21 protein-coding genes, 1 tRNA gene and 1 rRNA gene are annotated in these 22,466 nt (G+C 55.2%); 13 read left to right on the top strand and 10 right to left on the bottom strand.

Going from position 1 to position 22,466, the window contains the following annotated elements:
- Positions 1–37: 37 nt before the first annotated feature.
- The 7 genes from rng to ACKLKD_RS23035 form a co-directional block, all read right to left on the bottom strand.
- Positions 38–1,507 carry a ribonuclease G gene (gene rng / locus ACKLKD_RS23065; RefSeq protein ID WP_004206239.1) on the bottom strand — a complete coding sequence of 490 codons (1,470 nt, stop codon included), beginning with the start codon at positions 1,505–1,507 and terminating at the stop codon, positions 38–40.
- Between the two features lie 2 nt (positions 1,508–1,509).
- The gene (locus ACKLKD_RS23060) at positions 1,510–2,091 is read right to left on the bottom strand and encodes a Maf family protein (protein ID WP_042929470.1); all 582 of its coding nucleotides are present in this window, start codon (positions 2,089–2,091) and stop codon (positions 1,510–1,512) included.
- Between the two features lie 7 nt (positions 2,092–2,098).
- Positions 2,099–2,587 (bottom strand): rod shape-determining protein MreD, encoded by a 489-nt coding sequence (gene mreD / locus ACKLKD_RS23055; RefSeq protein WP_025713010.1) that lies wholly within the window; start codon positions 2,585–2,587, stop codon positions 2,099–2,101.
- Positions 2,587–3,579 (bottom strand): rod shape-determining protein MreC, encoded by a 993-nt coding sequence (mreC, locus tag ACKLKD_RS23050; RefSeq protein ID WP_004206242.1) that lies wholly within the window; start codon positions 3,577–3,579, stop codon positions 2,587–2,589. The genes mreD and mreC overlap by 1 nt, the downstream gene beginning before the upstream one ends.
- A 70-nt stretch (positions 3,580–3,649) precedes the next feature.
- Entirely contained in the window at positions 3,650–4,693 is a 1,044-nt protein-coding gene (gene mreB / locus ACKLKD_RS23045) for a rod shape-determining protein MreB (RefSeq protein WP_002918653.1), read from the bottom strand.
- A 305-nt stretch (positions 4,694–4,998) separates the two neighbouring features.
- On the bottom strand, positions 4,999–6,939 hold the full coding sequence (gene csrD / locus ACKLKD_RS23040) for an RNase E specificity factor CsrD (RefSeq protein WP_025713009.1): 1,941 nt from the start codon (positions 6,937–6,939) through the stop codon (positions 4,999–5,001).
- A 79-nt stretch (positions 6,940–7,018) separates the two neighbouring features.
- On the bottom strand, positions 7,019–7,210 hold the full coding sequence (locus ACKLKD_RS23035) for a hypothetical protein (RefSeq protein ID WP_042929469.1): 192 nt from the start codon (positions 7,208–7,210) through the stop codon (positions 7,019–7,021).
- Between the two features lie 216 nt (positions 7,211–7,426).
- Here ACKLKD_RS23035 and msrP point away from each other — a divergent pair, with 216 nt between their 5' ends.
- From msrP to fis, 10 genes are all read left to right on the top strand, one after another.
- Entirely contained in the window at positions 7,427–8,428 is a 1,002-nt protein-coding gene (gene msrP / locus ACKLKD_RS23030) for a protein-methionine-sulfoxide reductase catalytic subunit MsrP (protein WP_080897322.1), read from the top strand.
- Complete coding sequence (gene msrQ, locus ACKLKD_RS23025; RefSeq protein WP_025713007.1) at positions 8,428–9,027, top strand: protein-methionine-sulfoxide reductase heme-binding subunit MsrQ; 600 nt, start codon at positions 8,428–8,430, stop codon at positions 9,025–9,027. Before msrP ends, msrQ begins: the two co-directional genes overlap by 1 nt.
- A 232-nt stretch (positions 9,028–9,259) precedes the next feature.
- On the top strand, positions 9,260–9,712 hold the full coding sequence (gene aroQ, locus ACKLKD_RS23020; RefSeq protein WP_025713006.1) for a type II 3-dehydroquinate dehydratase: 453 nt from the start codon (positions 9,260–9,262) through the stop codon (positions 9,710–9,712).
- Positions 9,713–9,734: 22 nt separating this feature from the next.
- On the top strand, positions 9,735–10,202 hold the full coding sequence (accB, locus tag ACKLKD_RS23015) for an acetyl-CoA carboxylase biotin carboxyl carrier protein (RefSeq protein WP_004206250.1): 468 nt from the start codon (positions 9,735–9,737) through the stop codon (positions 10,200–10,202).
- 10 nt (positions 10,203–10,212) lie between these two features.
- Positions 10,213–11,562: an acetyl-CoA carboxylase biotin carboxylase subunit gene (accC, locus tag ACKLKD_RS23010; RefSeq protein WP_004174096.1), complete on the top strand. Its 1,350-nt coding sequence runs from the start codon at positions 10,213–10,215 to the stop codon at positions 11,560–11,562.
- Between the two features lie 110 nt (positions 11,563–11,672).
- Positions 11,673–11,915, top strand: a complete 243-nt coding sequence (locus tag ACKLKD_RS23005) for a DUF997 family protein (protein WP_004206253.1) — start codon at positions 11,673–11,675, stop codon at positions 11,913–11,915.
- A complete protein-coding gene (panF, locus tag ACKLKD_RS23000) occupies positions 11,905–13,356 on the top strand; it encodes a sodium/pantothenate symporter (protein WP_080897321.1) in 1,452 nt (483 codons plus the stop codon). The genes ACKLKD_RS23005 and panF overlap by 11 nt, the downstream gene beginning before the upstream one ends.
- An 11-nt stretch (positions 13,357–13,367) precedes the next feature.
- Positions 13,368–14,249, top strand: a complete 882-nt coding sequence (prmA, locus tag ACKLKD_RS22995; RefSeq protein WP_025713004.1) for a 50S ribosomal protein L11 methyltransferase — start codon at positions 13,368–13,370, stop codon at positions 14,247–14,249.
- Positions 14,250–14,606: 357 nt separating this feature from the next.
- A complete protein-coding gene (gene dusB, locus ACKLKD_RS22990; RefSeq protein ID WP_004144972.1) occupies positions 14,607–15,572 on the top strand; it encodes a tRNA dihydrouridine synthase DusB in 966 nt (321 codons plus the stop codon).
- A 24-nt stretch (positions 15,573–15,596) separates the two neighbouring features.
- The gene (gene fis, locus ACKLKD_RS22985; protein ID WP_000462905.1) at positions 15,597–15,893 is read left to right on the top strand and encodes a DNA-binding transcriptional regulator Fis; all 297 of its coding nucleotides are present in this window, start codon (positions 15,597–15,599) and stop codon (positions 15,891–15,893) included.
- Between the two features lie 84 nt (positions 15,894–15,977).
- On the opposite strand, the gene envR is transcribed toward fis, so the two are convergent.
- On the bottom strand, positions 15,978–16,631 hold the full coding sequence (envR, locus tag ACKLKD_RS22980) for an acrEF/envCD operon transcriptional regulator (RefSeq protein ID WP_025713003.1): 654 nt from the start codon (positions 16,629–16,631) through the stop codon (positions 15,978–15,980).
- Positions 16,632–17,009: 378 nt separating this feature from the next.
- On the opposite strand from envR, the gene ACKLKD_RS22975 reads away from it, so the two are divergent.
- From ACKLKD_RS22975 to ACKLKD_RS22965, 3 genes are all read left to right on the top strand, one after another.
- On the top strand, positions 17,010–18,149 hold the full coding sequence (locus ACKLKD_RS22975; protein WP_025713002.1) for an efflux RND transporter periplasmic adaptor subunit: 1,140 nt from the start codon (positions 17,010–17,012) through the stop codon (positions 18,147–18,149).
- A gap of 12 nt (positions 18,150–18,161) precedes the next feature.
- Positions 18,162–21,272, top strand: coding sequence for an efflux RND transporter permease subunit (locus ACKLKD_RS22970; protein WP_087805911.1), 3,111 nt, complete (start codon positions 18,162–18,164; stop codon positions 21,270–21,272).
- A gap of 292 nt (positions 21,273–21,564) precedes the next feature.
- Positions 21,565–21,786 (top strand): membrane protein, encoded by a 222-nt coding sequence (locus tag ACKLKD_RS22965; RefSeq protein WP_004206262.1) that lies wholly within the window; start codon positions 21,565–21,567, stop codon positions 21,784–21,786.
- 442 nt (positions 21,787–22,228) lie between these two features.
- On the opposite strand, the gene rrf is transcribed toward ACKLKD_RS22965, so the two are convergent.
- Positions 22,229–22,344 (bottom strand): 5S ribosomal RNA (gene rrf, locus ACKLKD_RS22960).
- Between the two features lie 38 nt (positions 22,345–22,382).
- Positions 22,383–22,458 (bottom strand) — tRNA-Thr (locus ACKLKD_RS22955).
- Between the last annotated feature and the right edge of the window lie 8 nt (positions 22,459–22,466).

Raw genomic sequence — 22,466 nt, 5'->3', positions numbered from 1 at the left:
GCCTCTCTCCTTGTCAGCCGCACAATGACGCGGTGTCTTACATCATAACCACATCGAACTGCTCTTGATTATAGAGCGGCTCAATTTGTACCTTCACCTGCTTGCCGACAAAGATTTCCACTTCCGCCAGCGCGTGCGACTCTTCCCCTTTCAGGGTTTCCGCCACCGCAGGGGAAGCATAGACCAGGAAACGATCGGAATCATAAGCATGATGCACGCGGACGATCTCACGCATAATCTCATAGCATACTGTTTCGACCGACTTTACCGTTCCGCGTCCGTGGCAGGTCGGGCACTCGTTGCACAGCACATGCTCCACGCTTTCGCGAGTGCGTTTACGGGTCATCTCCACCAGCCCCAGCTGGGAGAAGCCGTTGATGCTGGTCTTCACCCGGTCTTTACTTAGCGCCTGCTCCAGGGAGTGCAGCACCCGTCGACGATGGTCTTCATTGTTCATATCAATGAAATCAATGATGATAATGCCACCGAGGTTACGTAAACGCAGCTGACGGGCTATCGCCTGGGTGGCTTCGATGTTGGTATTGAAAATCGTATCGTCAAGGTTGCGGTGCCCGACAAAGGCCCCGGTATTGATATCGATAGTCGTCATCGCCTCGGTCTGGTCGATGATCAGGTAGCCTCCGGACTTCAGCTCGACTTTACGCTCCAGCGCGCGCTGAATTTCATTCTCCACGTCAAAGAGATCGAAGATTGGCTGGCGGCCGCTGTAGTGTTCCAGCTTGCTGGTCATCTCCGGAATATATTCGGCGGTGAATTCGAGCAGCGCCTCGTAGGTCAGCCGCGAGTCAACGCGAATACGGTCAAGATGCGCATCGGCAAAATCACGCAGCACGCGCTGGGCCAGCGCCAGTTCGCCATACAGCTGATAGCGGGTCTGGTTGCGTTTTTTGCGCTCCATTACCTTGGTCCATACGCGCTTAAGATAGGCGGCATCCGCGGCCATCTCTTGCTCGTGAACGCCTTCCGCAGCAGTGCGAATGATAAACCCGCCCTGTTCATCGCAATATTCTGCGACCACCTTTTTCAACCGCTCGCGCTCGGCTTCGCTTTCAATACGCTGAGAGACGCCCACGTGGGAGGCGCCCGGCATAAATACCAGATAGCGGGAAGGCAGCGTAATGTCCGTGGTCAGACGCGCGCCTTTGGTACCCAGCGGATCTTTAACCACCTGGACCATCAGGTCCTGGCCCTGGCGCACCAGCTCTGAAATATCGCGTACGGTAAACTGCTTTTGCTCCTCGCCGGCGACGCACTCGGTGTGCGGCATGATATCGGAGGCGTGGAGGAAGGCCGCCTTATCCAGACCAATATCTACAAAAGCCGCCTGCATTCCGGGCAGCACTCGGCTAACACGACCTTTGTAGATATTGCCTACGATTCCGCGTCGCGCTTCACGCTCAATATGAATTTCCTGCAGAATACCGCCATCAATATACGCAACGCGCGTTTCGGATGGCGTTACGTTAACTAATAATTCAGCCGTCATCTTTATCCCTTTTCTTTACGCAGTGAGTTAAAGTTACTGAGCAACTCATACGTTTCCACCAGCGGTAAGCCGACTACGGCGTGATAGCTGCCATTAATCTTCCTGACGAAGCAACCACCCAACCCTTGAATACCGTATGCACCTGCTTTATCTAAAGGCTCGCCGCTGGCCACATAGTCGGCGATATCCTGCTCGCTAAGCTGCCGGAAGGTCACTTCCGTGACCACCAGACAGTCCAGCGTCTGCTGCTTATCCGCCAGCGCCACCGCGGTCATGACCTGATGGGTGTGGCCGGAAAGCAGACGCAGCATCGCTGCTGCGTGTTCAGCATCGCGCGGTTTTTCCAGCACTTCGCCATTAAGAATAACAATCGTATCCGCGCCCAGCACGGGCAAATCACGCGGCGCCATCGCCACCCCGGCCTGCGCTTTTTCGCGCGCCAGACGGGCGACATAGTGCTGAGCACTCTCCTGCGGCTGGCGCTGCTCCTCAATACCTGGAACCAGACGCTCGAACGCGAGACCAAGCTGAGTCAGCAGTTCCTGCCGACGCGGGGAACCAGAAGCAAGATACAGAGTTGTCATATCAACCTTATTGCACGGCAAATTGCTGGCGCACTTTGCGCATCAGCAGGAAGAGCCATGGCCAGAGGACACCGTTTACTACACTACTCCAGAATACTTCCGGACGGAAAGAGACGTTGATCACTAAAAACTCTGCCCAGAAAACAATGATATCCACGGCCAGGGATAACAGCATAACCACCAGCGCCTGTTGCCAGAGCGCCAGGTTACGGAACAGCTGATACTTCAGCGCCACCAGATAGGCGACGATGCTTAAAGACAACGCGCGAACGCCGAGCGTTGAACCACTGATGAGATCAAGAATAGCCCCCATCACGAAGCCCGTCCCTACGTTCACCCGATGCGGCAGGGCGAGGATCCAGTACAGCAGGATCAATAATACCCAGTTGGGCCGGAAAACGCTGATGTCCGCCGGCCAGGGCATAATTTGCAGCAATAGCGCGATAAGAAACGAGAGCCAGATAACCCAGCGTCCCTGGCTACGGTAACTTGCCACTATTGCCCCCCTGCAGGCTGCGACGGCTGAGAAGGCGTCAGCCCGGTGGCGGGCGCCGGCATCTGCGGCCCCATCGCATCCGGCGCAGGCAGTACCTGCGGCATCATCTGCATCAGGCGTTCGTTAGCCACCCGATGGACCTCTTCCGGGGTCATCGGGTTAGCGCCATTGCGATCGGCGCCCCACAGCAGCAGCAAATAGCGTAAGCGCTGCAGACCGGCGGTCGGGCGCGCCTGAATGACGGTGTAAGCACGCTGGGTGTCCAGTTTCACCGAAGAAACCACCCCAACCGGATACCCTTCCGGGAAGCGGCCGCCGAGACCAGAGGTCACCAGCACGTCGCCGACGCGAATATCGGTATTCGCCGGCAGATGTTCAAGCTGGAGATCGTCAGTGCAGCCGTTACCGGCGGCAATCACGCGAATGTCGTTACGCAGGACCTGGATCGGCAGCGCATGGGTGGCATCACAGATCAGCAGTACCCTACTGGTCATTTTCGCCACGGCGACCACCTGCCCCACCACGCCTTTATCGCTGATAACCGGCTGGCCTTCATAAACGCCGTTCACGCTGCCCTTATCGATAACCACCTGATCGCTGTAGGGATCGTTGACCGTCGAGATGACCTGCGTCACCATTTTTTGCTCGTCCTGACGCAGCGGCGAGCCAAGTAGTTCACGCAGGCGCGCGTTCTCTTGCTTATACTGGCCCAACATCAGCAGATCGCTGTTTTTCAGCAACAGCTCCTGACGCAGCGCACGGTTTTCCAGTTCGAGCTGGTCGCGGGTAGCCAGCGTCTGCGATACGCTGTCGAGCAGTTCCCGGGGACCATTAGAGACAAAGTAGAATGGGCTGACGGCTGTATCCATGTACGTTCTGATTTGACTGAACGTACCCAGGCGGCTGTCGGCGATAATCACGCCAAGCGCCACCAGCACCGCCAGAATAAGGCGAATCTGTAGCGAGGGGCCACGGCTAAAAATTGGCTTCATAGGCTATGCGTATTCTCGTGTCAGTAAAGACCAGGGGCAGCGCGTAAGCCACCCCGGACCTTCAGGCTGACTACTCTTCGCTAAACAGGTCGCCGCCGTGCATGTCGATCATTTCCAGCGCCTTGCCGCCGCCACGCGCTACGCAGGTCAGCGGATCTTCAGCAACCACGACTGGAATACCGGTTTCTTCCATTAACAGACGGTCCAGATTGCGCAGCAGCGCACCACCGCCGGTGAGAACCATCCCGCGCTCGGAGATATCAGAAGCCAGTTCCGGCGGGCACTGCTCAAGAGCAACCATAACCGCACTCACGATGCCGGTCAGCGGCTCCTGCAGCGCTTCAAGAATTTCGTTTGAGTTGAGGGTGAAGCCGCGTGGAACGCCTTCCGCCAGGTTACGGCCGCGAACTTCGATCTCGCGTACTTCATCGCCCGGATAAGCCGAACCGATTTCGTGCTTGATACGCTCAGCGGTCGCTTCACCGATCAGGGAACCATAGTTACGACGCACGTAATTGATGACAGCTTCGTCGAAGCGGTCACCACCGATACGCACGGAGGAGGAGTAGACCACACCGTTCAGGGAGATGACCGCCACCTCGGTAGTACCACCACCGATATCCACCACCATTGAGCCAGTTGCTTCAGAAACCGGCAGACCCGCGCCGATCGCTGCCGCCATCGGTTCTTCAATCAGGAACACTTCGCGAGCGCCTGCGCCTTGCGCGGATTCACGAATGGCACGGCGTTCTACCTGGGTGGCGCCAACCGGCACGCAGACCAGCACACGCGGGCTCGGGCGCATAAAGCTGTTGCTGTGCACTTGTTTAATAAAGTGCTGCAGCATTTTTTCCGTCACGAAGAAGTCAGCGATGACGCCGTCCTTCATCGGGCGGATCGCCGCGATATTACCCGGGGTACGGCCGAGCATCTGCTTCGCTTCATGACCCACGGCAGCGACGCTTTTCGGCGATCCGGCACGATCCTGACGAATGGCCACCACGGAAGGCTCATTCAATACGATGCCTTGTCCTTTTACGTAAATAAGGGTATTCGCGGTACCCAGGTCAATGGACAGGTCATTGGAAAACATGCCACGAAATTTTTTTAACATACTAAGGGATAATCCTGAAAGCTGGGGCGGAAAACAAAATCCGCTTACTTTACCAACCACACGCAGCAGCGACAAGGCGCAAAAATCACCTGCTGCGGTGAAAATTAGTGCAGTTCATTTCCTTTGTTACAAATTTTTCCGGCTTCGTTCATTGCTGAAATCTTCAGCAGTGCTCCACACCTGAATTTGTAACCTGTCAAAGGAGGTTCACTGGCATTTACATTGCGATGATCCGGCAGGTAGACAAGCACACCCCCTTCACGATGGCGCGAGTTATTCTACGTGAAATCACGCTAAACGGCAGATCAAACCGAGTATCTTTGCGAATATTTTTTCACATTTGTGTCAAGTGGCTGTGAGGCGGCAAAAAATTCCCCCTGCCCGCCCGTGACACCGCATTGAGACAGTACCAGCCACTCGCTACGGCTGCGTACGCCCGTCGCAAAAACTTGCATAGGCATGCCTTTACAGGCTTCCACCAGGCTTTGTACCAGCAGCTGGTTCTCGCTGCGCTTTTCGATGTTGCGCGCCAGCCCTGGATGCAGCTTGATCACTTCCGCATCCAGCTGTTTGATCCAGCTAGTACCCACCAGGGTTAATCCCGCCTGAACCACTGCCACCCGAACACCGAGGGCATTAACCAACCGCATAACGGGCTGCAGGCGGCCGATATATTGACAAACATCTGCCTCTGCAAGTTCAAAAATAATCCGCTGACGCTGAGATTTTTCACATTGCATCAGGGCATCGCGCAGCCAGCGCTGGAAACGCGGGCGGATTAGCGACTCTACCGACAGCTGCAGGGCCAGGTTCTCTTCGGGCCAGAAGCCTAAAAATGGCAGCAGGCGCGTCACCTGCAGGCGGTCATACTCCTCTGCCAGGCCAAACTGCAGCACCATCGGCATGTATTCCGCGGCAATCACCTCTTCTTTACCGTCGTACATCCGTGACATCAGCTCACGGTGATGCACGCGTCCGTCGCGGGTGACGGCCGGTTTTTGATATAACCGCGGCCCGCCGCGACTGAGCATCTGTTCGATCAGTGTCCGCCAGCGAACGTTGCCGCGGCCTTTCTCAGGAAGGGTGTCGTCATAAACCGACCAGCTGTTGCTGCCCTGCAGCACCGCGTTGCGCGTCGCCGCTTCGGCATGTTCCATGACCTGCGCAGTCGATTGCCCACTGCGGAAAGCACAGATGCCGATATGCATCATATCGTCACGATCGAGAATGCGCGTCGGTGGCAACGCGTCCATCGCCTTCAGCAACAGTCCGGCGATGCTATCCGCCTCTTTTAACGTACGGTGCGGCAGCAGCACGGCAAAGTCGCTACGGTGATAGCGCGCCAGAAGTGCGCCGGGGTAACGCATAATAAAGGTAGAGAGCAGGTTGATAAGCGTAAAGTAATGCTCTTCGGCTGCCGTGCGTCCCCAGTTGTCCCGCAGCAGATCGAACTCCGGCAGACGGATCATCATCACGATGCCGTAGGCGCCCACTTTTTCCTGATCTTCCAGTAGGGTGGCCAGCTGATTGTCAAAAAACAGGCGGTTATTCAGGCCGGTTTTGGAATCCTGTGCCGCATAGGAGCGAATCAGCGTATCCATTCGGCTGCGCTGATCGCTGGCAAACTGCAGCTCCGACAGCAGCATATCCAGCGCGCTACTGGTACTGGCCGGCCATTCATAGACCGACCCGCGCACCTGCGGCCCGCGCTCGCCGCTCAGGATGCGCGTGGAACGAAGCTCAAGCAGCTCCTGGCCGGCCAGCTGGCGGCGGATCCAGCGGACGGCGAAGAAGATAATCACCACCATAAAGCCGATAGAGATCGACAGCGGGGCCGTGACCGACAGCGAACGGAAATAGTTAACCATCGGGTCAACGTAGACCAGATGCAGAGTGATACCCGGATGTTTAAGCGACGGGACCGTCACCTCACGGAATTGTTCATGGCTTCCCAGCGGGCGATAGCTGTCGGTTCGGGAGTGACTGTAGAGCGGTTTGCCGTTCAGCATGAAATCGATATGCACGATCTCGAACGGTGTCAACAGTTCGTCCAGTTGCGGCTCAAGCTGGTCAAACGAGGTAGTGATGAGCCGGTTATCCAGCATCGTTGCCACCCCCTGCACGCGGTTTGCAACCTTATTCTCAATGCCGTTATAAAAGCTCAGCGAAGCACCAATCAGCGTGACGAAGATGGTCAGGCTAGTTAGCAGCGTGATAAAGGCTGAGAACTTCGTCGTTAATCGCATCCCTGTGTTAACTCCGCGAGTGAATGACTGCCCAATGAACCATCAGGCCCCCCTGCCGGCGCGCGCCTTGCCGCTAGCATTAACCTTTTAAAGCGCGACGCATACTATCAAAGATGGCGAGTCTGGCAATGGAATGCGTATTATCGGCGAAATTATGCCGATAGCGAGTATAGTCGGCAGAAAAAATTTGCCAATCGTCGCCCGCCTGCGGCCTACACCAGAAGCGCTTTAATTTTAGACGCTGAATGGCAACCCGACGCCAGCGGCGCATAGTATTAAGGATTGACCTTGTGTCCCCTTTTGTCTGATAAAGATGCCGGGTCATGCACGGTAAAGGAAACGTCTTGTGCCACTTTCCGATGATTCCTGGTCTCCTGTCCTCCTGGCAGGGCGACGGTTGATATCCTTAATGTGCAATTTTTCGTGACATATTCGCGATTCATCGCCGTCTCCGTCATGCTTAGGGAAACGCATGACGGAGAACACCATGAAAAGAAAAACACTGACGGAAGCCGACGTCACGGCCGAGTCTGTTTTTATGCTGAAGCGTCGCCAGGTGCTGAAAATGCTGGGCATCAGCGCGACCGCACTTTCTCTTCCCGCGACCGCACGGGCCGATCTGCTGGACTGGTTTAAAGGCAACGACCGACCGCCGGCTCCGGCAGGCAAAGCACTCGACTTTGCCAGGCCCACCGAATGGCAGTCAAAGCTGACGCTTACCCCGGAAGATAAGGTTGCCGGTTACAACAACTTTTATGAATTTGGCCTCGATAAAGCCGACCCGGCAGCGAACGCGGGCAGCCTGCGCACCGACCCCTGGACGCTGACCATTGGCGGTGAAGTGGCGAAGCCGTTGACTCTTGACCATGACGATCTGACCAAACGCTTTCCGCTGGAGGAGCGCATTTACCGTATGCGCTGCGTGGAGGCCTGGTCGATGGTGGTTCCCTGGGTGGGCTTCCCGCTGCATAAACTGTTAGCGCTGGTGGAGCCCACCAGCAACGCGCGCTACGTGGCCTTCAAAACCCTCTATGCCCCGGAGCAAATGCCCGGGCAGAAAGATCGTTTTATCGGCGGGGGACTCGCTTATCCTTATGTGGAAGGCCTGCGGCTGGATGAAGCAATGCACCCGCTGACACTGCTTACCGTCGGCGTGTATGGCAAAGCGCTGCCGCCGCAAAACGGCGCGCCGATCCGCCTGACCGTACCGTGGAAGTATGGCTTTAAAGGCATAAAATCCATCGTCAGCATCGAACTGACCCGCGATCGGCCGCCAACCACCTGGAATATGGCGGCGCCGGACGAATACGGTTTCTTTGCCAACGTCAATCCCCATGTCGATCATCCCCGCTGGTCGCAGGCCAGCGAACGGTTTATCGGCGCCGGTGGCGTACTCGACGTGAAGCGTCAGCCGACACTGCTATTCAACGGCTATGCCGACGAAGTGGCCTCACTGTATCGCGGCATGAACCTGCGGGAGAACTTCTAGTGCGTTTCACCGTCAAACAGATCGTCTGGCTGAAGGTTTTACTTCACCTTGCGGGTTTTTTGCCGCTGGTCTGGTTATTCTGGGCCGGGCACCAGGGCTACTTTAGCGCCGATCCCGCCAAGGATATCCAGCACTTTACCGGCAGAATGGCGCTTAAGTTTCTGCTGGCGACGCTGTTGGTGTCTCCGCTGGCACGCTACGCGAAGCAGCCATTATTAATTCGCGTTCGCCGCCTGTTAGGTCTATGGTGTTTTGCCTGGGCGACACTGCACCTGACCAGCTATACCCTGCTGGAGCTGGGCATTAACAATCTGGCGTTGCTGGGCTCGGAGATTATTACTCGCCCCTACCTGACGTTAGGCATGGTCTGCTGGGCGATCCTGTTGGCGCTGGCGATAACTTCGACGCAGGCGATGCAGCGAAAACTGGGTCGTCGCTGGCAACTTTTACACAACTTCGTCTATCTGGTGGCGATCCTCGCGCCGATTCACTACCTGTGGTCGGTAAAGATCGTCTCACCGCAGCCCCTCATTTATGCCCTGTTGGCCGTGGTGCTTTTGGCATGGCGTTATAAGAAGTTCCGCCAGTGGTGGCGCTGAATCCGGTAATGTGCAGTTTCCCGCAGATCCTTTATCAACCGCGACTCTTTTTCAGATAGCGGTTGATAATCTTCCCTGATAAGACCAGTATTTAGCTGCCAATTGCTACGAAATCGTTATAATGTGCGACTTTGGTTTTCCTGACGGGGTTTTCTGACCCGGAAAAGGTGACAAGGGCGCATTGAAGGTATATGTTGTTTTTTACCCGAAAATGGCAGGAGATCGCCACACGATGGTAGACAAGTCTCACATTTTGCTTTTGAATGGGCCAAACATTAACATGCTCGGAACGCGCGAGCCTGAGAAGTATGGCACCCTCACGCTGGCTGAAATTGTTAACCGTTTAACATCTGAAGCGGCGGCGCTGAATGTGAGCCTGGATCACCTGCAGTCCAACGCGGAGTATGCGTTAATCGACCGAATTCATCAGGCTAAAGACAACGTGGACTATATCCTGATTAATCCGGCCGCGTTCACGCACACCAGCGTAGCAATCCGTGATGCGTTGCTTGCTGTGAACATCCCGTTTATCGAGATTCACCTGAGCAATGTGCATGCACGCGAACCCTTCCGCCAGCACTCGTATCTGTCAGATGTCGCCGCTGGCGTCATTTGCGGACTGGGGGCGGACGGCTATTCATACGCTTTACAGACGGCGGTAAAACGCCTGTCACAATCACACTAAACAAAGAGTACGGAACCCACTCATGGATATTCGTAAGATTAAAAAACTGATCGAGCTGGTTGAAGAATCAGGTATCTCCGAACTGGAAATTTCTGAAGGCGAAGAGTCTGTTCGCATCAGCCGCTCTGCACCGGCCGCAAGCTATCCGGTTATGCAGCAGGCGTATGCTGCGCCGATGATGCAGCCTCAGGCACCTGCCGCGGCGGCTGCCGCTCCAGCTGCCGCCGCTGAAGCGCCGGCGAAAGCGGAAATCAGTGGTCACATCGTACGTTCCCCGATGGTTGGTACTTTCTACCGCACGCCGAGCCCGGACGCAAAAGCGTTTGTGGAAGTTGGCCAGAAAGTTAACGTGGGCGACACCCTGTGCATCGTCGAAGCGATGAAAATGATGAACCAGATCGAAGCCGACAAAGCCGGCGTGGTGAAAGCCATTCTGATCGAAAGCGGCCAACCAGTAGAATTCGACGAGCCGCTGGTAGTTATCGAGTAACGAGGCGAACATGCTGGATAAAATTGTCATCGCTAACCGTGGCGAGATCGCACTGCGCATCCTGCGTGCCTGTAAAGAACTGGGCATCAAGACCGTCGCTGTGCACTCTACTGCGGACCGCGATCTAAAACACGTATTGTTAGCGGATGAGACGGTCTGCATCGGTCCGGCTCCGTCCGTAAAAAGCTATCTCAACATCCCGGCTATTATCAGCGCCGCTGAGATCACTGGCGCGGTAGCTATTCACCCAGGCTATGGCTTCCTCTCTGAGAACGCCAATTTTGCTGAACAGGTTGAACGCTCCGGCTTTATCTTCATCGGCCCAAAAGCCGACACCATCCGCCTGATGGGCGACAAAGTGTCCGCGATCACCGCGATGAAGAAAGCCGGCGTCCCAACCGTGCCGGGTTCTGACGGCCCGCTGACCGACGACATGGATGCTAACCGCGCCCATGCTAAACGCATCGGCTATCCGGTGATCATCAAGGCCTCCGGCGGCGGCGGCGGTCGCGGTATGCGCGTTGTGCGTAGCGACGCTGAGCTGGCCCAGTCCATCTCCATGACCAAAGCGGAAGCCAAAGCGGCTTTTAATAACGACATGGTCTACATGGAGAAATACCTGGAAAACCCACGCCACATCGAAATTCAGGTGCTGGCGGACGGTCAGGGTAACGCTATCTATCTGGCTGAGCGCGACTGCTCCATGCAGCGCCGTCACCAGAAAGTGGTCGAAGAAGCGCCGGCGCCGGGCATTACCCCGGAGCTGCGTCGCTACATCGGCGAGCGTTGCGCGAAAGCCTGTGTTGATATCGGCTACCGCGGGGCGGGTACCTTCGAGTTCCTGTTCGAAAACGGCGAGTTCTACTTCATTGAAATGAACACCCGTATCCAGGTAGAACACCCGGTTACCGAAATGATCACCGGCGTAGACCTGATCAAAGAGCAGCTGCGTATCGCTGCTGGCCAGCCGCTGTCCATTAAACAGGATGAAGTGGTGGTTCGCGGCCATGCGGTGGAATGCCGTATCAACGCCGAAGACCCGAACACCTTCCTGCCAAGCCCGGGTAAGATTACCCGTTTCCACGCACCGGGCGGCTTTGGCGTGCGCTGGGAGTCTCATATCTACGCTGGCTACACTGTACCCCCGTACTATGACTCCATGATCGGCAAACTGATCTGCTACGGCGAAAGCCGTGACGTAGCGATTGCCCGCATGAAGAATGCGCTGCAGGAGCTGATTATCGACGGTATCAAAACCAACGTCGATCTGCAGATGCGCATTATGAGCGACGAGAACTTCCAGCATGGTGGCACTAACATCCACTATCTGGAGAAAAAACTCGGTTTGCAGGAAAAATAATCCTGTACTCGCTGCAAAAGGCCGGTTAATCCGGCCTTTTTTCTTTTTCTCTCCTCTCAACTTTTCCATGCGGTACAATCCCCGCTTTCTTCATCCTCAAGGGACAAAAAATGGACAAACGCTTTGTTCAGGCCCACAAAGAAGCGCGCTGGGCGCTGTGGCTGACCCTTCTCTATCTTGCCGCCTGGCTGGCGGCGGCGTATCTGCCGGGGGTCGCTATCGGTTTTACCGGCCTGCCCCACTGGTTTGAAATGGCCTGCCTGCTGGTACCGCTGCTGTTTATTTTGCTGTGCTGGGCGATGGTCAAACTGGTTTTCCGCGATATTCCTCTGGAGGACGACGATGCAGTTTGAGGTCATTATTCCCCTGATCGCTTATCTGGTGGTGGTGTTCGGCTTATCCCTTTACGCCATGAGAAAACGCGCTTCAGGAAGTTTTCTCAACGAGTACTTCCTCGGCAGCCGCTCGATGGGCGGCTTCGTGCTGGCCATGACCTTAACCGCCACCTATATTAGCGCCAGCTCGTTTATCGGCGGGCCCGGCGCCGCCTATAAATATGGCCTGGGTTGGGTACTGCTGGCGATGATCCAGCTCCCCGCTATCTGGCTGTCGCTGGGTGTGCTGGGGAAAAAATTCGCCATCCTTGCGCGCCGCTATAATGCCGTCACGCTAAATGACATGCTGTTTGCGCGCTACCAGAGCCGCCTGCTGGTCTGGCTGGCCAGCCTGAGCCTGCTGGTCGCCTTTGTCGGCGCCATGACCGTCCAGTTTATCGGCGGCGCCCGCCTGCTGGAGACGGCGGCGGGTATTCCCTACGACACCGGGCTGTTGATCTTCGGGATCAGCATCGCGCTGTATACCGCCTATGGCGGGTTTCGCGCCAGCGTGCTCAACGATACGATGCAGGGCATGGTGATGCTGATCGGCACGATCGTGCTGCTGGTGGGCGTGATCCACGCGGCCGGCGGCATCGGCCACGCGGTAGAAACACTGCAGTCGATCGACGTCAAGCTGGTGTCCCCGCAGGGCGCGGAGGATATCCTCTCGCCAACCTTTATGGCCTCGTTTTGGGTGCTGGTCTGCTTCGGCGTTATTGGTCTGCCACATACCGCAGTGCGCTGTATCTCCTACAAAGACAGCAAAGCCGTGCATCGCGGCATCATTATCGGCACCATCGTGGTGGCGATCCTGATGTTTGGTATGCATCTGGCTGGCGCATTAGGCCGGGCGGTGATCCCCGATTTAACCGTGCCGGATCTGGTGATCCCGACGCTGATGGTTAAAGTGCTTCCACCCTTTGCCGCCGGGATCTTCCTTGCCGCGCCGATGGCGGCGATTATGTCGACGATCAATGCCCAACTTCTGCAAAGTTCCGCTACGATCATCAAAGATCTGTACCTGAACTGGCGTCCGGAACAGGCGACCAACGAAAAGCGGCTTAAGCGCATGTCCGCCAGTATTACGCTTCTGCTGGGGGTCCTGCTGCTGCTCGCGGCCTGGCGGCCGCCGGAGATGATAATCTGGCTGAACCTGCTGGCCTTCGGTGGCCTGGAAGCCGTCTTCCTCTGGCCGCTGGTGCTGGGCCTTTACTGGGAACGCGCCAACGCGGCTGGCGCGCTGAGCGCAATGATTGTGGGCGGCGTGCTGTATGCCGTACTGGCGACGTTGAAAGTGCAGTTTTTGGGCTTCCATCCAATTGTTCCCGCGCTGCTGTTGAGTTTGCTGGCGTTTGTGGCGGGGAACCGTTTTGGTCGTTCCGCCCCACAGGCCCCCATTTTGACTACTGATAAATAAAGAGTTTTGCTATGCCATGGATCCAACTGAAACTAAATACCACCGGTGCGAACGCTGAAGATCTTAGCGATGCGCTGATGGAGGCCGGATCGGTCTCGATCACCTTTCAGGATACGCACGATACGCCGGTCTTTGAGCCGTTACCCGGAGAAACCCGGTTGTGGGGCGATACCGATGTCATCGGCCTGTTCGATGCGGAAACCGACATGAAAGCGGTCGTGACCCAACTAGAGCAGCACCCGCTGCTGGGCGCCGGGTTCGCGCATAAGATCGAGCAGCTCGAAGATAAAGACTGGGAGCGGGAATGGATGGATAATTTCCATCCGATGCGCTTTGGGGAGCGTCTGTGGATCTGCCCGAGCTGGCGCGACGTTCCGGATGAAAATGCTGTCAACGTGATGCTCGATCCGGGTCTGGCCTTTGGCACCGGTACGCATCCGACGACATCCCTGTGCCTGCAGTGGCTGGATGGACTCGACCTCAGCGGAAAAACGGTCATTGATTTCGGCTGCGGCTCGGGCATCCTGGCGATTGCCGCCCTGAAACTGGGCGCAGCTAAAGCAATCGGCATTGATATCGACCCGCAGGCCATCCAGGCCAGCCGCGATAACGCGCAGCGTAATGGCGTCTCCGAACGCCTTGAGCTGTATCTGCCGCAGGATCAGCCAGAAGCCATGAAAGCCGATGTGGTGGTCGCGAATATCCTCGCAGGTCCATTACGCGAGCTGGCCCCCTTAATCAGCATCCTGCCCGTTTCAGGCGGTTTGCTGGGGCTTTCCGGTATTCTTGCCAGCCAGGCAGAGAGCGTCTGTGAAGCCTACGCCGACCTCTTCACTCTCGATCCGGTGGTTGAGAAAGAAGAGTGGTGCCGGATCACCGGCCAGAAAAACTAAGCGCGATGCGGCCTGCGGGCCGCATTTTTGTTTCCAGTAGCCACCGAATAATGCCAGGAAATGAGAGGCAGATCGCACTATAGCGTACTTTTTTGGCTACAAAAACAGCGTTTTATGCCGTAAAGCAGCGAGTTAATCTAAGAAAAATCGAGAAGTTTTATGATTTTATAAATGGACACAAATTATCCATCATCAATTAAAGTAATGATTAATATAAGTATTTATTCATCCCTTTTACGCTAGTCCCGGATTCATTGATCTGCAACAGAGGATTGCTCAAAGTTTGGCCTTTCATCTCGTGCAAAAAATGCGTAATATACGCCGCCTTGCAGTCACAGTATGGTCATTTCTTAACTCATGCGCATCGGACACCACCAGCTCAGAAATCGCCTGATCGCAGCGCCCATGGCTGGCATCACTGACAGACCATTCCGGACGCTGTGCTACGAGATGGGAGCGGGCTTAACCGTTTCCGAGATGATGTCTTCTAACCCACAGGTGTGGGAAAGCGACAAGTCTCGTTTGCGGATGGTGCATATTGATGAGCCCGGTATTCGTACCGTGCAAATCGCCGGTAGCGTACCGGAAGAGATGGCTGCCGCCGCGCGGATTAACGTGGAAAGCGGCGCCCAGATTATTGATATCAATATGGGATGCCCGGCGAAAAAGGTGAATCGCAAGCTTGCAGGTTCAGCCCTCTTGCAGTACCCCGACCAGGTGAAGTCGATCCTGACGGCGGTCGTTAACGCAGTGGACGTTCCTGTGACACTCAAGATTCGCACCGGTTGGGAACCGGAGCACCGTAACTGCGTAGAGATTGCCCAACTGGCCGAAGAGTGTGGCATTCAGGCTCTGACTATTCACGGACGCACCCGCGCCTGCTTGTTTAACGGAGACGCTGAGTACGACAGTATTCGGGCAGTTAAGCAGAAAGTTTCCATTCCGATTATCGCGAATGGCGACATTACTGACCCGCTTAAAGCCAGAGCTGTGCTCGACTATACAGGGGCTGATGCCCTGATGATAGGCCGTGCAGCTCAGGGAAGACCCTGGATCTTTCGGGAAATCCAGCATTATCTGGACACTGGAGAGCTGCTGCCCCCGCTGCCGCTGGCAGAGGTAAAGCGCTTGCTTTGTGCGCACGTTCGGGAATTGCATGACTTTTATGGTCAGGCAAAAGGGTACCGAATCGCGCGTAAACACGTCTCCTGGTATCTCCAGGAGCATGCTCCAGATGACCAGTTTCGGCGCACATTCAACGCCATTGAGGATGCCAGCGAACAGCTGGAGGCGTTGGAGGCATACTTCGAAAATTTTGCGTAATAGAAATAAAGAGCTGACAGAACTATGTTCGAACAACGCGTAAATTCTGACGTACTGACCGTTTCTACCGTTAACTCTCAGGATCAGGTAACTCAAAAGCCCCTGCGTGACTCGGTTAAACAGGCACTGAAGAACTATTTTGCTCAACTGAACGGTCAGGATGTGAATGACCTGTATGAGCTGGTACTGGCTGAAGTTGAACAGCCCCTGTTGGACATGGTGATGCAATACACCCGTGGTAACCAGACCCGCGCTGCCCTGATGATGGGCATCAACCGCGGTACGCTGCGTAAAAAACTGAAAAAATACGGCATGAACTGATACTAGTCAGTTGCTTGCTTGATATAAAAGGCGCTCTTCGGCATGGGGAAGCGCCTTTTTTATTATCTACAGCAACAGAATAGCCTACTGGTTCACCACCCGCAGCGCCGGCCCCGCCGCAATACGAGAAGCCGATATTACCGCCATAATATTATCCACCAGCGCAGGTGCCTGCTGATAAAGATTAAAGCGTTGCGGGTCGAGTAACCAGTTTTTAATCAACCCGGAAAAAGCACTATGTAAGACGATTAAGATGACTTCAATATTTGTTTCGGCTGGCAATATATTGTTACGTACACAGCGCTGGAGAATCTCACCAATAACACAATAGTTAAAGCCAATACGTTGGCGAATTTCACTTTCTGATAGCATATCTCTGGAAAACTCACAGCGCTGATAGAGAATTTGCATCAGGGCACGCTGGCGAGGATTCTCAGCAATATAGCGCAGCCCGGCAATAAATCGCTCCCGCAAAATACTTAACGGTTCCTGGTCATTCGCTTGCGCTGAGTTTGGCTGAATCAAATCCCTGAGCGGTGGCTGTTGCTGCCACATTTCATTAAACAGCTCTGTCTTACTGGCAAAATGCCAGTACACCGCACCGCGAGTCACTCCCGCGGCATCAGCGATATCCGTCAGGGTCGTGTTGCTCACCCCCCGCAGGGCAAACTGCTGGATAGCAGATTCAATCAGGAGCTGGCGCGTGCGCAGCGCCTCTTCTTTCGTTTTTCTTGCCATACAAGGCCCCACTTCCCGACAAACAGATAATATAGGATTTTCTTAAGACCAATTAATCTAGCATTTGTCATGGAGTATTATTTAGCAAAAATGCAGACAAGTTAATTCTGACGCCACAAGATAATTAATTATTTAAATGAATATCACTACAGAATGCATTCACCGAAATAATGTCTATTTATTAAGTTTTACAATTGCGATAAATCGCAATACTGCCGTGACCATTTTTTTGTTTTTGCGTGCCTTGCTGATTGCTTAAAAATAAGTATCTCTTACATCCAACGGCGTTTATTTGTAGGATGGCAAACTGCTTTTTGATTCCCTCTTTCTTTCACAGATTCGCCGCCGAATTTGGTACGTAATCTATAAGGAACCGCAATGACGACTCACGCCAGAGTGACACTTTTATCCGGTTTAATTATCTCGGCCTTATTGCTAACCGGTTGCGATAATTCGGACAACCAGCAACCCCATGCGCAGGCGCCGCAGGTGACGGTCCATGTCGTGAACAGCGCACCGCTATCAGTCACCACCGAACTGCCGGGCCGAACCTCTGCTTTTCGCGTAGCGGAAGTCCGCCCCCAGGTGAGCGGTATCATCCTGAAGCGTAACTTTGTTGAAGGAAGTGATGTCGAAGCAGGCCAGTCGCTCTATCAGATCGATCCGGCAACCTATCAGGCAGCCTGGAACAGCGCCAAAGGCGATGAGGCAAAAGCTGAAGCCGCTGCCGCTATCGCCCATTTGACGGTAAAACGCTACGTTCCACTACTGGGTACTAAATATATCAGCCAGCAGGAATACGATCAGGCAGTGGCCACTGCACGCCAGGCCGATGCCGACGTCATCGCCACCAAAGCTGCCGTGGAAACAGCCCGCATTAACCTGGCCTACACCAAAGTGACGTCCCCCATTAGCGGGCGCATCGGTAAATCGAGCGTCACCGAAGGGGCGCTGGTCACCAACGGCCAGTCGGATGCCCTGGCAACCGTACAACAGCTCGATCCCATTTATGTTGACGTGACGGAGTCCAGCAATGATTTCATGCGCCTTAAGCAGGAAAGCCTGCAGCGCGGCGGTGATACCAAAAGCGTCGAGCTGGTCATGGAGAACGGCCAGGCCTATCCGCTCAAAGGTTCGTTGCAGTTTTCTGACGTCACTGTCGATGAAAGTACAGGCTCAATTACTCTGCGCGCTATCTTCCCTAATCCCCAGCATGTCCTGCTGCCAGGCATGTTCGTCCGCGCCCGCATAGACGAAGGTATCGATCCGCAGGCCATCCTGGTGCCGCAGCAAGGGGTGACCCGCACGCCGCGTGGTGATGCCTCCGTGATGCTGGTGAACGGCAAAAACCAGGTTGAAACCCGGGAAGTCGTCGCGACTCAGGCCGTTGGCGATAAGTGGCTTATTACCAGCGGGCTGAAGCCGGGCGATAAAGTGATTGTCAGCGGCTTACAGAAAGTCCGTCCAGGCGTCACTGTCAAAACGGAAGCGGAGCGTGCGGCGCCGGCCGCGCAATAAGGATACTCAGCCATGTCTAAGTTTTTTATCCATCGACCGGTCTTCGCCTGGGTACTGGCCATCATTATGATGATTGCCGGCGGCCTGGCTATCCTGCAGCTACCGATAGCGCAGTATCCGACAATCGCCCCCCCTGCGGTAGCGATCTCCGCCACCTACCCTGGCGCAGATGCTCAGACCGTACAGGATACCGTCACCCAGGTTATCGAGCAGAATATGAACGGCATCGACAACCTGATGTATATGTCGTCGACCAGCGACTCCGCCGGGTCGGTAACCATTACACTCACCTTTAAATCCGGCACCGATCCCGATATCGCTCAGGTGCAGGTGCAAAACAAACTGCAGCTGGCCACGCCGCTGTTGCCCCAGGAAGTTCAGCAGCAAGGAATTAGCGTCGAGAAGTCCAGTAGCAGCTTCCTGCTGGTCGCCGGCTTTATCTCTGATAACCCGACCACCACCCAGGATGATATCTCTGACTATGTCGCCTCCAACGTCAAAGATCCTATTAGCCGCCTCAACGGCGTGGGCGATGTGCAGCTGTTCGGCGCGCAATACGCCATGCGCGTCTGGCTGGATGGCAACCTGCTGAACAAATACAACCTGACGCCGGTTGACGTCATCAATGCGCTGCAGGTCCAGAACGATCAGATCGCCGCCGGCCAGCTCGGCGGTACGCCAGCGCTAAAAGGCCAGCAGTTGAACGCGTCGATCATCGCTCAGACACGGCTTAAAGATCCGCAGGAGTTTGGCAAGGTCACGCTGCGGGTCAACGCCGATGGGTCTGTCGTCCATCTGAAAGACGTTGCCCGCATCGAGCTGGGAGGAGAAAACTATAACGTTGTCGCCAGAATCAACGGCAAGCCCGCTTCTGGTCTGGGGATTAAGCTCGCAACGGGCGCCAACGCACTGGATACCGCCACCGCGATTAAAGCGAAACTGGCCGAGCTGCAGCCCTACTTCCCTCAGGGGATGAAGGTTGTTTATCCGTACGATACGACCCCTTTCGTCAAAATCTCCATTCATGAAGTGGTCAAAACGCTCTTTGAAGCGATTATTCTCGTCTTTCTTGTCATGTATCTGTTCCTGCAGAACATGCGCGCAACGCTCATTCCGACCATTGCCGTGCCCGTGGTGCTGTTGGGCACCTTCGCAGTACTGTCGATGTTTGGTTACTCCATTAACACGCTGACGATGTTTGGCATGGTGCTGGCGATAGGTCTGCTGGTCGATGACGCCATTGTGGTGGTGGAAAACGTCGAGCGCGTGATGGTTGAGGAGAAACTTTCGCCAAAAGAGGCGACGGAAAAATCGATGTCGCAGATCCAGGGAGCGCTGGTGGGTATTGCCATGGTGCTTTCTACGGTATTTGTGCCGATGGCCTTTTTCGGCGGCTCCACCGGTGCGATTTATCGCCAGTTTTCGATCACCATCGTCTCCGCCATGGCGCTCTCCGTGCTGGTTGCCCTGGTGCTGACGCCGGCGCTTTGCGCCACACTTTTAAAGCCAGCCTCGGCCGAACACCATGAGAAAAAAGGATTTTTTGGCTGGTTTAATGCCCGCTTCGACCAGAGCGTCAATCACTATACCAACAGCGTTAGCGGCATTCTGCGTGGAACAGGCCGTTATCTGGTGATCTACCTGGTGATCGTCGTGGGGATGGCTGTGCTGTTCATGCGTTTACCCACATCCTTTCTACCCGACGAGGACCAGGGGGTCTTCCTGACCATGATCCAACTGCCTTCCGGCGCTACCCAGGAGCGCACGCAGAAGGTACTGGATACGGTGACCGACTACTATCTGCATAACGAGAAGGCCAACGTTGAAAGCGTCTTTACCGTTAACGGCTTCAGCTTCAGCGGCCAGGGACAAAACTCCGGTATGGCGTTTGTCAGCCTGAAACCCTGGGAAGCGCGCAGCGGTGATAAAAACAGCGTGGAGTCCATCATCAAGCGGGCCACCGTGGCCTTCAGCCAGATCAAAGACGCCATGGTTTTCCCGTTCAACATGCCAGCCATTATTGAGCTGGGTACCGCCACCGGCTTCGACTTTGAACTGATCGACCAGGGTGGACTCGGCCATACCGCCCTGACGCAGGCGCGAAACCAACTGTTGGGCATGGTGAAACAGCATCCGGATCAGCTGGTTCGGGTGCGCCCTAATGGTCTGGAAGATACGCCACAGTTCAAACTGGATGTCGATCAGGAAAAAGCGCAAGCGCTTGGCGTATCGCTCTCCGATATCAATGAAACGATATCAGCCGCGCTGGGCGGGTACTACGTCAATGACTTTATTGACCGCGGCCGCGTTAAGAAAGTGTACGTTCAGGCTGATGCCCACTTCCGTATGCTACCGAGCGATATTAACAATATGTATGTTCGTAGCGCTAACGGCGAAATGGTCCCGTTCTCCGCCTTTGTCACTTCGCGCTGGATATATGGCTCGCCGCGCCTGGAGCGCTACAACGGGTTGCCATCCATGGAGATCCTTGGTGAAGCTTCGCCAGGCAAAAGTACCGGGGAAGCCATGGCGCTGATGGAAACGCTGGCCAGTAAACTGCCGAGCGGTATCGGTTATGACTGGACCGGGATGTCTTACCAGGAACGGCTCTCCGGCAACCAGGCGCCTGCGCTCTATGCCATCTCGCTGATTGTAGTCTTCCTGTGTCTGGCAGCGCTGTATGAGAGCTGGTCGATCCCCTTCTCAGTGATGTTAGTGGTTCCGCTGGGGGTCATTGGCGCGCTGCTAGCCGCCACGCTGCGTGGGCTGAATAATGACGTGTATTTCCAGGTTGGCCTGCTGACCACGATCGGTTTGTCGGCGAAGAACGCGATTCTGATCGTTGAGTTCGCCAAGGATCTGATGGAGAAAGAAGGGAAAGGGATCATTGAGGCCACCCTGGAGGCATCGCGGATGCGCCTGCGACCTATTCTGATGACCTCTCTGGCCTTTATTCTCGGGGTCATGCCGCTTGTAATCAGCCATGGTGCCGGCAGCGGAGCGCAGAATGCGGTTGGCACCGGCGTGATGGGGGGGATGCTCACCGCGACACTGCTGGCGATCTTCTTTGTTCCGGTCTTCTTTGTGGTCGTCAGACGACGCTTTACCCGGCACGTTGAATAATACGGCTATGTATTAAAGGCGCCCCCTGAGGGCGCTTTTTTTTGCATGAAATAATGGCAACCAGTAAAACGCCCCGCACTAAGGTAATCTCCCTCGCATGCTGTATCGCTGAGTCACGACCTTTCTCTCCATCTTTTCTGCATATTCCCCTGCTTATCTTCACGATATTTACGTGGCTCATATATTGAGATGATTTCGGCATCCGGGCCGGACAAAGGGTGGTGATAAAATAAGCCATTCCGTTCTGCACTGGCTTTCAGTGCAATCCCGCGGATTATCCAGAGGTAATATCATGAAAAAGTATTTAATCGTGGCGCTGCTGGCCTCTCTGCTGGCAGGCTGTGCCCATGACTCTCCCTGCGTACCGGTTTATGACTCGCAAGGCCGCTTAGTCCACACTAATACCTGTATGAAAGGCACAACAGAAGACAACTGGGACACCGCAGGCGCGATCGCCGGGGGTGCCGCCGCGGTAGCCGGTCTCACATTAGGGATCGTCGCACTGACCCGTTAGGTCTCTTCCAGGGAAGCAGATACAGGACAGGAGCATAGCCTGTATCTGCTTCCCACCATTCTAACCGATTGTCCAGACTCTCCCTGACGACAGTTCGCCAGCTTTATTAGCCTTTGCGGTTATCAGAGATCCCACCCTGGTAAAGAGTCTCCCATCGCTACCAGGAAACTTTCGGCTTCAGGCTTAAGGCTTCAGGCTTCAGGCTTCAGGCTTCAGGGACAATATATGCAAAAGGCCCAGTCTTTCGACAGGGCCTTTATTCTGTATCGCGGGCAATGATGGCGAACATCCAGTCCCCCTTCCCCGGGCCGTTGCTGCGCAACGTTCATACCGGTACCTGGCAGATCTTCCCTGGGCAGAGGCGCTTCTCATCGGCAAACAGAGCAGAGAAAACAAAAGCAAAAGGCCCAGTCTTTCGACTGGGCCTTTTGCTTTATTTGATGCCTGGCGATTCCCTACTCTCACATGGGGAGACCCCACACTACCATCGGCGCTACGACGTTTCACTTCTGAGTTCGGCATGGGGTCAGGTGGGACCGCCGTGCTATTGTCGCCAGGCAAATTCTTTACAACGTGCCGAACTTTAACCTAAAAAGTGGTGCTGATACCCAGAGTCGAACTGGGGACCTCACCCTTACCAAGGGTGCGCTCTACCAACTGAGCCATATCAGCACGCTAAA

The sequence above is a fragment of the Klebsiella sp. 10982 genome, from assembly GCF_048589245.1.
GTDB classification, from domain to species: Bacteria; Pseudomonadota; Gammaproteobacteria; order Enterobacterales; family Enterobacteriaceae; genus Klebsiella; species Klebsiella quasivariicola.
This window is presented reverse-complemented; position numbering and strand designations above follow the sequence as displayed.

What these genes read in the sequence shown, in the direction of transcription:
- rng (WP_004206239.1), bottom strand. Translation starts at nt 1,507, where the DNA reads ATGACGGCTGAATTATTAGTTAACGTAACGCCATCCGAAACGCGCGTT.
- ACKLKD_RS23060 (WP_042929470.1), bottom strand. Translation starts at nt 2,091, where the DNA reads ATGACAACTCTGTATCTTGCTTCTGGTTCCCCGCGTCGGCAGGAACTG.
- mreC (WP_004206242.1), bottom strand. Translation starts at nt 3,579, where the DNA reads ATGAAGCCAATTTTTAGCCGTGGCCCCTCGCTACAGATTCGCCTTATT.
- mreB (WP_002918653.1), bottom strand. Translation starts at nt 4,693, where the DNA reads ATGTTAAAAAAATTTCGTGGCATGTTTTCCAATGACCTGTCCATTGAC.
- csrD (WP_025713009.1), bottom strand. Translation starts at nt 6,939, where the DNA reads ATGCGATTAACGACGAAGTTCTCAGCCTTTATCACGCTGCTAACTAGC.
- ACKLKD_RS23035 (WP_042929469.1), bottom strand. Translation starts at nt 7,210, where the DNA reads ATGCGCCGCTGGCGTCGGGTTGCCATTCAGCGTCTAAAATTAAAGCGC.
- msrP (WP_080897322.1), top strand. Translation starts at nt 7,427, where the DNA reads ATGAAAAGAAAAACACTGACGGAAGCCGACGTCACGGCCGAGTCTGTT.
- aroQ (WP_025713006.1), top strand. Translation starts at nt 9,260, where the DNA reads ATGGTAGACAAGTCTCACATTTTGCTTTTGAATGGGCCAAACATTAAC.
- accB (WP_004206250.1), top strand. Translation starts at nt 9,735, where the DNA reads ATGGATATTCGTAAGATTAAAAAACTGATCGAGCTGGTTGAAGAATCA.
- accC (WP_004174096.1), top strand. Translation starts at nt 10,213, where the DNA reads ATGCTGGATAAAATTGTCATCGCTAACCGTGGCGAGATCGCACTGCGC.
- ACKLKD_RS23005 (WP_004206253.1), top strand. Translation starts at nt 11,673, where the DNA reads ATGGACAAACGCTTTGTTCAGGCCCACAAAGAAGCGCGCTGGGCGCTG.
- panF (WP_080897321.1), top strand. Translation starts at nt 11,905, where the DNA reads ATGCAGTTTGAGGTCATTATTCCCCTGATCGCTTATCTGGTGGTGGTG.
- prmA (WP_025713004.1), top strand. Translation starts at nt 13,368, where the DNA reads ATGCCATGGATCCAACTGAAACTAAATACCACCGGTGCGAACGCTGAA.
- dusB (WP_004144972.1), top strand. Translation starts at nt 14,607, where the DNA reads ATGCGCATCGGACACCACCAGCTCAGAAATCGCCTGATCGCAGCGCCC.
- fis (WP_000462905.1), top strand. Translation starts at nt 15,597, where the DNA reads ATGTTCGAACAACGCGTAAATTCTGACGTACTGACCGTTTCTACCGTT.
- envR (WP_025713003.1), bottom strand. Translation starts at nt 16,631, where the DNA reads ATGGCAAGAAAAACGAAAGAAGAGGCGCTGCGCACGCGCCAGCTCCTG.
- ACKLKD_RS22975 (WP_025713002.1), top strand. Translation starts at nt 17,010, where the DNA reads ATGACGACTCACGCCAGAGTGACACTTTTATCCGGTTTAATTATCTCG.
- ACKLKD_RS22970 (WP_087805911.1), top strand. Translation starts at nt 18,162, where the DNA reads ATGTCTAAGTTTTTTATCCATCGACCGGTCTTCGCCTGGGTACTGGCC.
- ACKLKD_RS22965 (WP_004206262.1), top strand. Translation starts at nt 21,565, where the DNA reads ATGAAAAAGTATTTAATCGTGGCGCTGCTGGCCTCTCTGCTGGCAGGC.